Annotated in this window: 12 protein-coding genes and 1 pseudogene; 2 read left to right on the top strand and 11 right to left on the bottom strand. The window is 47.9% G+C overall.

Annotated elements, in window-relative coordinates; translation table 11 throughout:
* The first annotated feature begins 87 nt into the window (after nt 1–87).
* Nucleotides 88–1641, top strand: a complete 1554-nt coding sequence (locus tag CHK_RS13600) for a response regulator transcription factor (protein ID WP_046444624.1) — start codon at nt 88–90, stop codon at nt 1639–1641.
* Between the two features lie 13 nt (nt 1642–1654).
* Nucleotides 1655–2680 (top strand): zinc-dependent alcohol dehydrogenase, encoded by a 1026-nt coding sequence (locus tag CHK_RS13595; RefSeq protein WP_046444623.1) that lies wholly within the window; start codon nt 1655–1657, stop codon nt 2678–2680.
* A 166-nt stretch (nt 2681–2846) separates the two neighbouring features.
* Here the strand turns inward: CHK_RS13595 and CHK_RS13590 are convergent, their stop codons facing one another.
* The 11 genes and pseudogenes from CHK_RS13590 to CHK_RS16955 form a co-directional block, all read right to left on the bottom strand.
* Nucleotides 2847–3512, bottom strand: coding sequence for a dihydrolipoamide acetyltransferase family protein (locus CHK_RS13590; RefSeq protein ID WP_046444622.1), 666 nt, complete (start codon nt 3510–3512; stop codon nt 2847–2849).
* Nucleotides 3505–3747: a biotin/lipoyl-containing protein gene (locus CHK_RS13585; protein ID WP_046444621.1), complete on the bottom strand. Its 243-nt coding sequence runs from the start codon at nt 3745–3747 to the stop codon at nt 3505–3507. The genes CHK_RS13590 and CHK_RS13585 overlap by 8 nt, the downstream gene beginning before the upstream one ends.
* A gap of 19 nt (nt 3748–3766) precedes the next feature.
* Complete coding sequence (locus CHK_RS13580; protein WP_046444620.1) at nt 3767–5257, bottom strand: FGGY-family carbohydrate kinase; 1491 nt, start codon at nt 5255–5257, stop codon at nt 3767–3769.
* A gap of 45 nt (nt 5258–5302) precedes the next feature.
* The gene (locus CHK_RS13575; protein WP_046444619.1) at nt 5303–6352 is read right to left on the bottom strand and encodes a 2-hydroxyacid dehydrogenase; all 1050 of its coding nucleotides are present in this window, start codon (nt 6350–6352) and stop codon (nt 5303–5305) included.
* Between the two features lie 17 nt (nt 6353–6369).
* Entirely contained in the window at nt 6370–7344 is a 975-nt protein-coding gene (locus CHK_RS13570; RefSeq protein ID WP_046444618.1) for an alpha-ketoacid dehydrogenase subunit beta, read from the bottom strand.
* A gap of 33 nt (nt 7345–7377) precedes the next feature.
* Nucleotides 7378–8391 carry a thiamine pyrophosphate-dependent dehydrogenase E1 component subunit alpha gene (locus CHK_RS13565; protein WP_046444617.1) on the bottom strand — a complete coding sequence of 338 codons (1014 nt, stop codon included), beginning with the start codon at nt 8389–8391 and terminating at the stop codon, nt 7378–7380.
* A 10-nt stretch (nt 8392–8401) separates the two neighbouring features.
* On the bottom strand, nt 8402–9637 hold the full coding sequence (locus CHK_RS13560) for a RuBisCO large subunit C-terminal-like domain-containing protein (RefSeq protein WP_046444616.1): 1236 nt from the start codon (nt 9635–9637) through the stop codon (nt 8402–8404).
* A 196-nt stretch (nt 9638–9833) separates the two neighbouring features.
* Nucleotides 9834–10832 carry an ABC transporter permease gene (locus tag CHK_RS13555; RefSeq protein ID WP_235811552.1) on the bottom strand — a complete coding sequence of 333 codons (999 nt, stop codon included), beginning with the start codon at nt 10830–10832 and terminating at the stop codon, nt 9834–9836.
* Nucleotides 10832–12328 (bottom strand): sugar ABC transporter ATP-binding protein, encoded by a 1497-nt coding sequence (locus tag CHK_RS13550; RefSeq protein WP_046444615.1) that lies wholly within the window; start codon nt 12326–12328, stop codon nt 10832–10834. Before CHK_RS13550 ends, CHK_RS13555 begins: the two co-directional genes overlap by 1 nt.
* Before the next feature lie 92 nt (nt 12329–12420).
* Entirely contained in the window at nt 12421–13530 is a 1110-nt protein-coding gene (locus CHK_RS13545; RefSeq protein ID WP_046444614.1) for a sugar ABC transporter substrate-binding protein, read from the bottom strand.
* Nucleotides 13531–13993: 463 nt separating this feature from the next.
* Nucleotides 13994–14133, bottom strand: a pseudogene (locus tag CHK_RS16955) (IS200/IS605 family transposase); the annotation flags it as partial.

Here is a 14133-nt window from a genome sequence, read left to right as displayed (position 1 = left end):
AAAAAACAAAAAGAGCCATGCGGGTAAAAATGCTCCTGAAACGGCTGGACGAAAGTCTTAAGATTTTTAAGATACCGGAGAACTATAATGCTGAAATTACAGATTCTGATGAATAATTATAGCGCTGTTTCCTTGCTATGCGATATGATCTCCCGTTGCGGTCTTCCAATCGACATTGTAGGCGCAGAATATAACGGAGCTCTTGGCCTGGAACAGTTAAAACTGTACAAGCCACAAATTATTATTCTGGACCGTTCCCTTCCCGTTATTGGCGTTGAACGGTATCTGACGCTGATTGGCGAAATCTACAATCATTCCAATGAATTTGTTGTCCTTCTTGTCGAGCCTGACGCTCGCTGCCTTCCCATGCAATACCAGTATGTATTTAATACGGTTTGTTTCAACGACATCTCACAGGAATATCTGAAAAGCACTTTTTCCGATATCCTCGGCATCCTGCAAAGGCAATCGGCACCATCCCCGTCGAAGGATGACGCTGATTATAAACTCAGCGCACAGCTTTTGGGCGACGGCTCTTTTTCCCCTGCTGCGCTGGACTATCTGCGCGGGAAATACGGATTTCATTCCGAATCCAAAATCAGCCTGCTTCTCCCACGTCCTTTCCGGCCTTTTTTGCAGTTTGATACGTCCTTTAAAAAATCTCTGCTCTGGCAAATTGAAGATATTTTAAAACAATATGGTAGAGGCGCGGCGTTTTTTATAAACGACGGCCCACTCTGCATCATGCTCGACCATGCAGAGCAAATCGATCAAGCATCCAGAGAAAAGCTTTTATTCGAGATTAAATATCTTCTGGAGGGTAAAAGCAACGTGTCATTCACTTTTTTCCTGAGCAATCCTTCAGCGCCAAATGTCTTAGGCAGTAAATACCGCCAAATTATGAAACAATACCGGTATGGCTATTTTGTCGGCAATCTGGACCTTATTACGGAAGCCGACCTTGTGGTAAAATGCTCTGATTCCATTTCTTCAACCGATGGTTTGCTTGCAGAGCAATTTCACGCCATTCGCATCTTACGCCTTTTTCCTGCGGATGTAGATTCTGCCGCACAGTTGCTAAACGAGCTTTATATCTGGAATTTAAAGCCTTCCCGCAGTTTTTCAGAGCTCTTTTATATCAGGCACAAGCTAGAGCTGATATCATCCACAATCCTCTTTCTATATCATTTGGAGGAGGTTGAAGGCAGCAGCCCCTTCATTCTTGATTTTGAAACGATCGAGGATGAATGCTCCGCAATCAAAAGCTGGTTTTATGCTTTGGGAGAAAAATGCTCCGGTTACCACCACACGGTTAATGAGCTGATCCTGAAAGCTTCAGCAGAAATTATAGACAATTTTTTATCTTCCGTCTCCCTGACACAAATAGCATCCGGCGTTCATGTTACCGATACTTACCTGAGCCATCTTTTCAAAAAAGAAACGGGGACTACCTTCACCGGTTATCTTACGCTTCTTAAAATTTGCAGTGCAAAGAGCTACATCCGCAATACGGAAAAAAAGATCGCAGATGTCGCATCAGCCCTTGGTTTTTCAGATTACCGCTATTTCAGCCAGATTTTCAAGAAAATCGTCGGTATGACGCCAACAGAATATAAAGGTTACTGCCACTCCATCAAATAAAAGAGGAATAATAATGAAACAAGTCTCTATTACACATAGCCGAAAAGTCGAACTACTTGAAAAGCCGGAGCCGGAAATCCAGGCTCCCGACGATGTAAAGATCAAGGTATCCTACGCAGGTGTTTGTTTTGACGATCTTCCATTTTTTGAGCGCAGTGATGAAATGCTGGCCTGGGGGCCTATCCTTTATCCAACCGGGCATGAAATGTCCGGCACAGTCGTCGAATGCGGAACAGAAGCGAAAGCACTTGGTTTTTCTGAAGGAGACAGAGTCAGCGGTTACGCATGGCAGCCATGTGGTCATTGTTTTTACTGCCTGAGCGGAAAGGAAGCGCATTGTTTGAACTTGCGTATGACAGAGGGCGCGATGTCCGAATATATCGTCTGGAAGGCTCGACAACTGATTCATCTTCCAAAATCAGTCCCAATGAAAGCAGGTTGCCTTACAGATCCTATCGGCTACGCACTTCATGGTATGGACCGCGCAAGTATTAAAATGGGCGACAAAGCGATGGTAATCGGCGCAACAGTACCCGGCCTGCTAATCCTCCAGTTGGTAAAAATGCAAGGCGCTACCTGCATCACAGTAATCGATTCAACCGAGGCAAACCGTGACCTTGCGCGAAGATTCGGCGCCGAATACATAATCGATCCTTCAAAGCAGAATATCGCCGCCGAGGCAAACGGGATTACAAACTATCTTGGCTACGACGTTATTTTCGAAACCTCGGGCAACATCAAAATGCTCAGGCTTTCTTCAAAGCTATTGGCACGTGAAGGAACAATCGCGTTTTCGAGTGTTTACGGGCTAAATACGGATATTCCGATTACCACCTCCGAGCTTTACCTGAAGGAGGCAACTCTCAAACCCTTTTATATGGCTCCTTATATGCTTCCGCGTATCCGTGAGATTATGCCGAGGCTCGACCTGGAGCCAATTATATCAAAGATTTTTTCGCTCAACGACGCTCAGGAGGCATTCGAAGCAACCGAAACGGGCTTTTACCCAAAGGTGCTGATTGAATTTGCCGGAGAATAGTGACATTTCAATCATGTGTATGTAAAGATCATAACAAAACAGGCCGTGAGTTTCACGGTCTGTTTTGCAAAATGCGGTACTGGCAAACATTTTCAGGACATAGGAGTTTAAGTGTCGATATTAATACTATGGATTTTCGCCTGCCGTACCGCACGCTCCAGAAAGCTCAGCCAAGATCCTGGGGCGCCTCCATAAGAGCCACAAAATCCTGGAGCATGCGTGCTCCGCTTGCACCGTCTGTTACCCTGTGGTCGATGCTTAATGATACGCTCATCACTTTTCCCGCTTCAAGCTTTCCATCTGCTACGACGGGCGTATCGGCAATTTTGGAAACTGCCAAAATCGCAGCCTGTGGAGCGTTAACAATCGCCTGAAAGGAACGTATGTTAAACATTCCCAGATTGCTGAGCGTAAAGGTTCCCCCGGAAAGCGCGTCCATTTTAAACTTGCCCTCCTTTGAGGCTTCCTTGATTTCTTCCATTTCCTGATGAATTTCCTGCAGCGTCTTATTGGACGCGTTGCGGATTACCGGCACAAGAAGGCCTCGCGGCGTATCGACCGCTACACCCATATTGACCTCATCATGTTCGACGATATGGTCTCCCGCCCATGCGGAATTCAGCTTCGGATGGTTTTGGAGCGTATCCGCCATCGCCTTCACCATAATCGTCGTAAATGAAGGCTTATATGGAACCAGCCTGCGGAACGCCATGACCGCCCCACAGTTGATTTCTGCGACCAACTGAAATTGCGGAACCTCAGTCCAGCTCGCGAGCATTTGCCTGCTCATTGCCTTTTGCAGCGGCGTCAGCTTCAATTCACGGTCATTCATCGGTCTCTACCCATCCGATTGTCTTGGTGATTTCTACCGTATCGCCATCCCCGGCAACAATCTCCACAAGTGTTCCGCTGACCGCGGCTTCTACTTCCGTTACAGCCTTATCCGTCTCGATTTCCAGAATAGACTCGCCTGCCTCCATGTGGTCGCCCACTTTTTTTAGCCACTTATTGATTGTTCCCTCTTCCATATCGAGGCCAATCTTAGGCATAATAATTTCTTTTTTCATGATGATATCTCCTTTGTTATTAATATTCCATATCCCATACATCCCATAATCTTCTGCAAAGCTCCGTATACACCGCATAAATACGGTCATACTTTTCGCATGCCTCTTCGTTTGGTTCAAAGGTGCGCTTGACCTTAACCATCTCGCGGATTCCTTCGCTCACATCCGAAAAAAATCCAACGCCTACTCCGGCTGCAATGGCCGCTCCTCTTGCGCCCACTTCGTTTCCGTAGATCGTTTCAACGGGGCGTTTTGCACAGTCTGCAAATATCTGGCACCAGATATCGCTGGCGCTTCCCCCGCCAGAAAGCCTAATACTGGTCGGTTTCTCCGGGAAGTGCTCATAACAGTCTTTCATGGAAAGCGCAACCCCTTCATATACCGCGCGCAGCATATGATCTATGCTGTGATGCGCTTTCATTCCGTAGAACTGGGCGGATGCAGTTGATTTCACGAACGGAGCCCGTTCTCCTCCCTCCGCAAGGAAGGGTAGGAATATAATCCCGTCCGAACCTGCCGCTATTTTTTTGATACGGCGTTCCGCGTCTTCAAATGAAAGCTCCCCATGAAACATCTCGCGCATGAACCAGTCAACGTTCGGCGCGCCCATCATCGTACCATACGCAAGCAGCCACCGCTCCTTTGCTGCATGGCAAATGATGGAAGGCGGGGCATCCCCCGCATCCTCCATCAGGTCAAGGGAATCTGTTGCCATTTCACTGTATACTGTCGTACCCACAATCGATACCGCGGTATCCCTCTCATAAACTCCGCTGCCTACGGCTGTGCAAACCACATCAATCGCGCCGTTTACAACCGGGATACGCGCCTCAAGTCCCGTTGCTTCAGCCGCCGCCTCCGATACATAGCCAATTACATCCGTGCTCCCTGCAATGGGCGGCAGCAGCTCCAAAAGCTGCTCTGCATGGAACTTTCCAAGCAGCTCTCCATTGTACTTCCCCTCGCTCGCACGAATTAACGACGCGTCTGAAAGATCGGTTGGATCTGTTACGATTTTTCCTGTGAGGCAATATTTGATCCAGTCCTTACAAAAAAGTACATGTTTTGCCTTCTTCATCGTATCCGGCTCGTTGTCATAATGCCATACGGAATAAGGAAGCGTCGATCCGGCAAATACAACTCTGCCCGAAGCATTCAGGATACCCTCGCGGTTCCATCTGTCGATATACGAGGTCGCCCGTCCGTCCAGCCACAGCACCGCCGGGTGAAAAGGTTTTTTATCCTTATCAAGCATCCAGAGTCCGTCTCCCTGCGCGGTAATCCCTATCGCCTTGATTTCCCCAAACTGTTTGCTGTCCTGCGTGACCTCGCGAATCGTTTCAACCACCATGTTCCATACTTCGTTCATGTCAGCAAGCACATTTCCGAAATCATTATAGACCGGCGCCATTTGCCTTCGGGCGAATTTCAATTCGTTCCCTTTCTGATCAAACAGCACCGTTTTTATTTTTGTCGTACCGGCGTCGATTCCTAAAAAGAGCGCATCCATTCCCATTCCACCTATCTTAAGTCGTTTTGTTTTGTAAACCGGCGTTCAATCCTTGTATACGTCAGGATTATACACCTTCTCAGGACGTTCCCCTGCCAGGAACCTCTGCGCATCCACCGCGAGCTTTTTGTAAGACCTTACATAGGGATCGAGGCTGCATCCCGCAATGTGGGGTGTAAGAACCACGTTATCCATCGCCACCAGAGGATGGTTATCCGGAAGCGGCTCGATCGGATAAACATCCAGGGCTGCGCCCGCAATTTCATTCTTTTGCAGCATATCGATCAGCTTGTCATAATCGAGAACCGCAGCACGCGCATTGTTAATGAGGTATGCGTTCGGCTTCATGAGCGACAGCATCTCAGCAGATACAAGCCCCCTTGTGGATGGCGTAACCGGCACGTGGATCGAAACAAAATCCGCCTGTCGCATCACGTCTTCAAGCTCCATCAGCTTGATGCCATACTTTATATTTTCCGGCTTCAGGTATGGATCAAATGCAATCACTTCCATGTCAAAAGCCACGGCGCGCTTTGCTACCTCCATGCCAATCGCCCCGCATCCCACAAGGCCAAGTGTCTTTCCTGCAAGCGTCGGCCCTTTGTATTGCAGATATGCAAACTTTTCAGGAGTCGAGCCAACCCAGTTAATATCGTTTTTGCAGAACCCGTTTTCAAAATGCTGTTTTTCGTCGGTCATCACTTTGTTTTTGATCAGGTGGTTTCCCTGTGCAAGCCCCCTTGAAACAGCAATCATCATACCAATCGTGAAATCCGCTACCGTATCGCCATTGCGCCCGGGAACGTTTGTAATTGGAATCCCCATCTCTGTCGCTGCTTCTATATCGATATTTGCGTGCGCGCCCCCACGGACCGAAAGGATGATTTTAAGATCCTTTGCCTGTTCAAGGACTTTGCGGGAAAGCGGATCAAATTCAATGACAACCGCGTCCATTCCCTGAAGTGCCTCTGCAAGCTCGTCCTCCGTAAGAAGCCGTCCAAGTTCCATCATCCCTTTATAATGGACCTCATCGAACATTTTCTCGAATACCTCTTTGTATTCGTCTACCATATATGTCGTAACCAAAAGTTTCATGTCTTGTCTCCTTGTTATTATTGATTCAGGCATTCCTTTACGGCCCCGATGATATTTTCATCATTCGGAACAAATAGCTTTTCGAGTACCGGCGCAAATGGAACCGGCACGTTTGGCGCGCCAACGCGCAATACGGGGGCCTTTAAACTTTCCCATGCCGCTTCCTGTATCTGCGACGCAATCTCGGCTCCAAATCCGCCTTTCCTGCATGCCTCGTGCACCACGACCGCCCGGCCAGTTTTCTGTACGGATTTTACAATCGTTTCCGTATCAAGCGGCTCTAAAGAGCGTACGTCCACGATTTCCACATCGATATTTTCCTGTACCAGCTGTTCCGCGGCCTTAAGCGCCTGATTTACCATTGCCGAATATGCCACAATCGTAATATCTTTTCCTTCGCGTTTAATGTCGCAGGTATAGTCGCATTCGTATGCCTCCTCCGGCACCTCGCACTTCACCTTATAAAGCGCTTTGTGCTCAATAAACACAACCGGGTTGTTGTCCCTGATTGCCCGCAGCAGCAAGCCTTTCGCATCATATGCGTTGGAAGGCATGAGCACGCGTATTCCGGGAATATGGCTTAAAATCGCTTCCAGCGACTGCGAATGCTGCGCCCCGTTACCAAGGCCCGCTCCGCCTTCCGTCCTGATTACAAGCGGAATATTTACCGCTCCGCCATACATATAGCGTATCTTTGCCGCCTGGTTCATAATCTGGTCAAAACAGGTGCCGATAAAGTCAATATACGACAGCTCCACAATCGGCCTCAGGCCAATCAGCGCAGCACCTACTCCCGCGCCCACGATTCCCGTTTCCGAGATGGGCGTATCCCGTACGCGCTCCGCGCCAAAATGGTCGAGCAGATCGTAAGAGCACCTGAGCTGTCCGCCGTATACCGCGATATCTTCACCGATTGTAAAAATCCGCTCGTCACTGTTGAACGCGATATGCAGCGCTTCGTTTACTGCTTGTCTCATAGAGATTTTTCTCATAAAAACGCCTCGTCTTTCTTTTTTGCTGTTTTATCAGGAAACCGGCTGAAACGGAACCCATTCTATCGTTTCAAAATCGGGATCGTAAAGGTCCTCCGTCAGGTCCGTCGCACCGGGTTCCGGCTCCAACTTTGCTTCTTCGGAAGCCTTCATGACTCTTTCATGCTCTTCCTTGCGAATCTGGTCGAGCTGCTCATCCGTCATTGCATATTCCGATTTCAGGACTTCTCTTACCCGCACAATAGGATCCTTTTTCTTCCATTGGGCGACCTCTTCTTTGGTACGGTAGTTTTCATTATCCCCATAATAGTGCCCGCTCAGACGGTAGGTATCCATTTCAAGGAGTACCGGGCCATTCCCTGCGCGTACATATTCCGCTACCTCGGCAAAGGTGTTATATACCTCTATAAGGTCGTTCCCGTCGATCGTCATTCCTTTAATTCCATATCCCTTCGCCCTGTCTGAAACATGCGTTACATTCATGGACTTTGAAATATGCGTGGAAATTCCATATTTATTGTTTTCACAGATAAATACCACCGGCAGTTTCCATACGCTTGCAAGGTTGAGCGATTCGTGGAACGAGCCTTCATTGGACGCGCCGTCTCCAAAGAAGCAAACCGCGATATTATCGCCGTGCTGCAGGTCGATACCAAGCGCCGCGCCTGTTGCAATCGGTATTCCGCCGCCTACGATACCATTTGCGCCCAGCATACCGATTGCGAGGTCTGCAATGTGCATAGATCCGCCCTTTCCCTTACAATAGCCGGACTCACGTGCCATAAGCTCCGCAAACATCTTTTTGAGATCCGCGCCCTTGGCGACGCAGTGCCCGTGCCCCCTGTGTGTTGAGGTAATATAATCCTGATCGGTCAGGTGAGCGCACACACCTGTTGCAATCGCTTCTTCACCGTTATAGGTATGGACTGCCGCACGCGTCAGGTTTTGCTTCGCAAGCTCAATGGCCTCGTTCTCAAATTCACGGATACGAACCATCGTATGAAGCATTTCCAGCAGCTTTTCCTTTGTCAGTTTTGTTTTTGCCATTGTTTTTCTCCTATTTGCACCAGAATTTTAATGCCGCATCAAGCTCCTCATGTTCCTTTGCAGCTTCTGCAAGGTCAACCCCTGCTTTATAAGCCTTCATTGCCTGCAGGATTGCCTTTGCGCCTGCCGTTGCGCCCATCGGATGGCCATAAATTCCGCCGCCTGCCATCAGAATGGTATCCTCGCCGAGCAGGTCCATCAGATAAGGTATTGTTCCCGGATGTACGCCGCCGGCAACCGTATCAAAGGATTTTTTGATCACACCCATATCTGCCGAAAGCGCATTGTGCGTTTCCACTAGCTCGTTTGTGGAAATACCAAAACGTCCGCTGTCCGGATATACAAGCGACATATCCATACCAATCAGTCTTGGAAGCTTGCCGCATGCAAGCGATGTAGACATCCCGTTTGTTTTGGAAGTATAATATGCTCCCATTCCAGCACAATGGCCAAAGATCGGTATTTTGATTCCTTCCCGTTTCAAATGACGTACAAGGTCCTCCACATCACCCCAGCCAAGCGCCTGATAGTTGACCATGATAGAGTTTGCACCCGCGTCAATCGCCATATGCGCGCGGTCTATCAGGTTTTCGCCTGTGATATTAACCGCATACAGGCAGCTCTTATCCTTTCCGATATCCTTCAAATATTTCATCACTGTGGATACGCGTTCCACCATTGGCGAATATGCCGGATCCGCAAGCAGTTCGTCATCCTTGATCACATCTGCGCCGCCGGCTGCCGCTTTTGCAGCACCGCTTGCCGAAAGCTCCGGCCCAACGCCGATGCAGGGCTTCAATATTGCGCCGACAAGCGGCCTGTCATAAACGTTCAAAAGGCCGCGAATACCGTCGATTCCCATCAGCGGCCCGGGCAGTTGCTCCAAAACCGGATCGGGCAGTTCAATGTCCACAAGACGCACGCCGGATTGTCCCAACACATTTCCTGCAACCGTGCTCAGTATCATGGGCATATAAATCTGGAAGTTCGCTACCGGAAAAGCAATCCTTGCGATGCAGGCGTGCTCCTGCGCCATTGGATAGATACCAATGATCTTTGCGCCGTATTTTTCAATAATTTCCGGCGTTTCGCCTTCCACGTGCGTCCATGTGCCTGCGCTCTGATCCGCCGCAATCAGTTTTACCCAGCTGTATAGATCCGGCTCTTTTTCAGAGTTCAAATAGTATGTTGCGATCAAATAGTCGTCCTTGATGTGCTCCGATAGTGTCATAGTTTCGATTTTCATGTTACCCTCCTGAATAGTTATAATTGTTTTGCCCCGTCCTCGTCCGGACGGTATTTCACCTGTTTATTTGCGGTTTTTTCCCTTTTTTTGGCAACAGGAAACCAGGCCCCCGTAAAACGGGGCCAAATTCCCTCTATTCATACCGCTTATGAAACCTGTATCAATTTATGCCATGCGGGCATTTACCCGCTGTGGCCTATGCTTTTTTGATCTTTTTCTGCTCGCGCAGCCTCCGTGCAATGTCGAGGTATACGGCGAACAGAATAATAATTCCCTTCACAACGTCCTGCCAGTAGGAATTGACTCCCAGAAGGTTTAACCCGTTGTTGATTACGCCGATAATCAGCGCACCGATTAGCGTACCCCCAAGCGTCCCCGAGCCGCCTGTCATCATGGTGCCGCCAAGTACAACCGCGGCGATTGCGTCCATTTCCGCCCCATTGCCCATGGTAGGTTGTCCGGAATAAAGCTTGGCTGCTGTCATAACGCCCGCAATGCCGGCAAGCGTGCCCTGGATCATGTATGCGATCCACGATACTTTTACAACATTGATACCGGAAAATCTTGCGGCCTCTTTGTTGCCGCCCGTGGCATACAGGTGTTTCCCATACCTTGTATAATTCAGCACGATGAACAAAATCACGAATATGATCAGCATATAAATGACCTGAAGCGGGAACACATTGCCAATCCTCCCGTTTCCAATATAATTAAGACGTTCATCTGTGACATATACTGGTTTACCACTCGTAACAACAAGCGCAAGGCCGCGTATGATCATCATGGTTGATAACGTAACGATGAATGCGGGCATATTGCATTTTGTTACAAAAAATCCGTTTACAATTCCCACTGCAAGCCCAATCGCCACCGCAACCAGTATTGCAGGCAAAAGGTCAAATCCGGATTTTGACATAAGTGCCACGAGAGCAATGCCGGATAACGCCACGACCGATCCGACCGAAAGGTCGATGCCGCCGAGCAGGATGACATACGTCATACCAAAGGCAATTACCGCATTGGTCGATATCTGCAATAAAACATTTGATATGTTTACCGTCGTAAAAAACGATCCTGTTACAACGCCCAATACGACACAAAGTACAATCAGGCTCATTAAAATGCCGAAATTCTCTTTAAAGGGCTTCGCCCATTTTTTATCCAAAAAAGATTGTTTTGTCATTTCCTGTTTCATTATGAATTTCCCCCCATGGTAGCATGTTTGATAATTACTTCCTCATCGAGCTGTTCCTTTGGAATCCTTGCGACGGTTTCTCCGCGGCGCATCACATATACCGTATCGCTCACGCGCATAATTTCAGGCAATTCTGAGGAAATAATGATTACCGCCATGCCTTTCTTCGCGAGCTTATCGATCAGGTCATAAATTTCCGCTTTTGCGCCTACGTCAATTCCGCGCGTAGGTTCATCCAGCAATAATATTTTGGGGTTTGTCGCAAGCGCTTTTCCAATAACCACCTTCTGCTGGTTCCCACCGGAAAGCTTTTGCGTCGTCATCTCGCCGGATGTGACCTTAATATTCAGTTCTTCGATCATGCCGTCGCAAATCTGACGTTGCTTTTTACTGTTTATTCCAACTACGCCGATAAATTCTTTGAGGACGCAGAGGCTCAAATTAAAATCCACCGTCTGCGACAAAACCAATCCTTGTTTTTTTCTGTCTTCTGGCACGAGAATGATCCCATGCTTCATTGCTTCGACCGGATTATGAATCCTGATCGGCTTTCCTTCCAATGTGATCTTTCCCTTGTAATCCGTATCGATTCCGGCTAACACGCGTGCGAATTCACTCCTGCCCGCGCCCACAATGCCGGAAATGCCAATTACCTCTCCCTTATGAAGCTCGAGATCGACATTTTTTACCATATCCCCACAAGATATATTCTCAACTTTAAGAATTACTTCGTCCGAGGGCTGATGCGTCGTATAGTGCTCTGCTATCGTCCGTCCAACCATCATGGATACAAGGTCGTCCTCCGTAATATCCTTGATTTCCCTTGTTCCGACATATTCCCCGTCGCGCAGCACCGTTACCCTGTCGCACAACCGGAACAGTTCTTCCATCCTGTGGGATACATAAATGACCGATATCCCCATTTCCTTGAGCTTGTCAACCGTTTTGTACAGGTTCTCCACTTCCTTTAGGGATAACGAAGCCGACGGTTCGTCCATTACAACAATTTTTGCGTTATTGGATAGCGCTTTGGCTATTTCAACTACCTGCTGGCGCGAGATACTGAGCGCATTCATTTTTTTGTCCGGATCGATATCGGAGCCAAATTCGCGCAGGATTTTTTCGGAGTCGCGATATACTTTTTTGGAATCAACGAGACCGAATTTTCCCTTCGGTTCTTTTCCCATAAAAATATTTTCTCCCACCGTCATATCCGGCGCAAAGGACAGCTCCTGATGAACGATGCTGACGCCATATTTATCCGCGTCGTGCACGCCTTCGATCTCAGCTTTTTCACCATCGATGAAAATCTCTCCCTCTTCGGCTTTGTGGATTCCTCCCAAAACCTTGATCAACGTAGATTTTCCGGAGCCGTTCTCGCCAAGCAGGGCATGTACTTCGCCCCTTTTCAGGTCGAAATCAACTTGGTCTAATGCTTTTACACCCGGGAAAATCTTTGTGATGCCTTTCATTTCTAATATCGTATCGCTGTTCATATTCCCTATTCTCCCTTGTAACAAGGCCGATTAACCATTGATGGCTGCAGGCAGGATTTTCCTGCCCGCACCATCGTCTGTGAAATCAAATACTACTCGACATATTTGATGTTCGGATCCCCTTCATAGTAATACTCTGCAGCTTCATCTGCGTTTTCAGAAGTGATGATCTTGTATGTGGTATATTTCACCGCGTCGCCAACAGGCTCGCCCTTCATTGCTTTGTAAAGGTCAAGTGCGGACTGTTTGGCCATTGCATACGGCTGCTGTCCAAGGGACGCCGTTTCTTTACCCTGCTTTACAAAATCGAGCGCTTCAGGAGCTCCGTCAAATCCATAGCATTTTACCTGGTCTGCAATACCGGCTGTTTCAGCCGCTGTATGTGCGCCGATCGCCTGTTCGTCGTTCGAGCAGATAACTGCGCTGATATCCGTATTCGCCTGGAACTGGTCCTGCATCACAGAATTTGCTTTCTCGACCTCGCCGCCGCCGTCTCCGTCATATACAAGTTCAAGTCCTTCATATTTCTCGATAACCGAACGGAATCCATCCGCCCTCGCCTGCGGGCCTGTACCCGGATTTGCGAGGATGACGATTTTCCCTTCATAATTAAGGTCTTCCGCCATTTTTTCAGCAAGCGCAGCACCCGCTTCTTCATTCGGCGTCATAACCTGTGAGCAAATCAGGTTTTCATAACCTTCCGCAAACGGAAAGTCTGCCGATACGACCATTACTCCCTGATTTACAGCATTCTGCGTTACAGAAATGAGTGCCTGCCCGTCGATTGTCTCGCATACGATGCCCACGCATCCCTGTGCCACAAAGTCGTCGATATTGTTTGCCTGTACCGCTGCATCAAAACCGGGATCAAGCACAACCGGGATATCCCCATTGGCTTCAATCACTTCCGAGGCCCCGTTTACGAAGGCCTGGCAATGCGGGATGGTATTATCGATAACCGTGATGCCGATCTTGTTTCCGCCGCCTTCCTTGTAAAGGGTGCTTGGCGCGCCATAAATTGAGTCTGCCGCAGCCGCTCCGGAAGCAGCCGAGCTCTCTTCGGATGCGGCAGATGCGTCTGCAGATGCAGAACCCGCTGCCGAAGATGACGATCCGGTTTCAGCTGCCGGCTGAGCGCAGCCAAACATTGTAAACGCAACCATAAGTACAACAACCATCAATACCAATAATCTTTTTTTCATTTTTTTCCTCCTTGGTTTTTTCATTCTTCAGGGTTCTCTTCCCTGAAACCGCAAATATATAAACTTATAAAAAAACATTACTTTAAGACACCGACGAATCGGTTTGTTTTTGTTTCATCTTTTTTTGTTCTGTGAATACAATCTATCAGTTCTGTCTGGTTTTGATTTGTCTGGTCGATTATCGAATTTCTTTCACCGTTGATCTCATTATACAGTTAATCAAAATAAAGTGTGATAGGATTTCTTGTTATAATTTTTGTTATGGGGGAGTTTATTTTTTTCTATTCCATGCCCCGCGCAACAAAAATTTATACATTGTGTTAATTTTTTGTTTTTAAAATGTTTTTTCAAAGTCATGACCACCCGTAAAACGGGTGGCATGAAAAGCCCTAAAAGGGCATGATACAAGCCAGCGTCTAAAGACGCTGGCTTTCTCTTCGTTCAAGCCACATGGCATTTGTTCTTATCTACCCCTAAAGGGGTCTTCTATTTCCTGCACGCTTACTTTATCTATCACCTGATCTTGTAAATATTGTTCCCTTACATATTTTGCTATCGTTGCTTCATTCAGCCCTACTGTGCTTGCATAATATCCTATTGACC

Source organism: Christensenella hongkongensis, assembly GCF_000981035.1.
In the GTDB taxonomy this organism is placed as follows: domain Bacteria; phylum Bacillota; class Clostridia; order Christensenellales; family Christensenellaceae; genus Christensenella; species Christensenella hongkongensis.
The sequence above is the reverse complement of the archived record's forward strand: the minus strand, read 5'-3'. Positions and strand labels throughout refer to the sequence as shown.

Bases quoted from the DNA above. Each gene is read 5' to 3' on its own strand.
- CHK_RS13575 (WP_046444619.1), bottom strand. From the start codon at position 6,352: ATGAAACTTTTGGTTACGACATATATGGTAGACGAATACAAAGAGGTA.
- CHK_RS13580 (WP_046444620.1), bottom strand. From the start codon at position 5,257: ATGGATGCGCTCTTTTTAGGAATCGACGCCGGTACGACAAAAATAAAA.
- CHK_RS13560 (WP_046444616.1), bottom strand. From the start codon at position 9,637: ATGAAAATCGAAACTATGACACTATCGGAGCACATCAAGGACGACTAT.
- CHK_RS13545 (WP_046444614.1), bottom strand. From the start codon at position 13,530: ATGAAAAAAAGATTATTGGTATTGATGGTTGTTGTACTTATGGTTGCG.
- CHK_RS13590 (WP_046444622.1), bottom strand. From the start codon at position 3,512: ATGAATGACCGTGAATTGAAGCTGACGCCGCTGCAAAAGGCAATGAGC.
- CHK_RS13550 (WP_046444615.1), bottom strand. From the start codon at position 12,328: ATGAACAGCGATACGATATTAGAAATGAAAGGCATCACAAAGATTTTC.
- CHK_RS13595 (WP_046444623.1), top strand. From the start codon at position 1,655: ATGAAACAAGTCTCTATTACACATAGCCGAAAAGTCGAACTACTTGAA.
- CHK_RS13600 (WP_046444624.1), top strand. From the start codon at position 88: ATGCTGAAATTACAGATTCTGATGAATAATTATAGCGCTGTTTCCTTG.
- CHK_RS13565 (WP_046444617.1), bottom strand. From the start codon at position 8,391: ATGGCAAAAACAAAACTGACAAAGGAAAAGCTGCTGGAAATGCTTCAT.
- CHK_RS13585 (WP_046444621.1), bottom strand. From the start codon at position 3,747: ATGAAAAAAGAAATTATTATGCCTAAGATTGGCCTCGATATGGAAGAG.
- CHK_RS13570 (WP_046444618.1), bottom strand. From the start codon at position 7,344: ATGAGAAAAATCTCTATGAGACAAGCAGTAAACGAAGCGCTGCATATC.
- CHK_RS13555 (WP_235811552.1), bottom strand. From the start codon at position 10,832: ATGAAACAGGAAATGACAAAACAATCTTTTTTGGATAAAAAATGGGCG.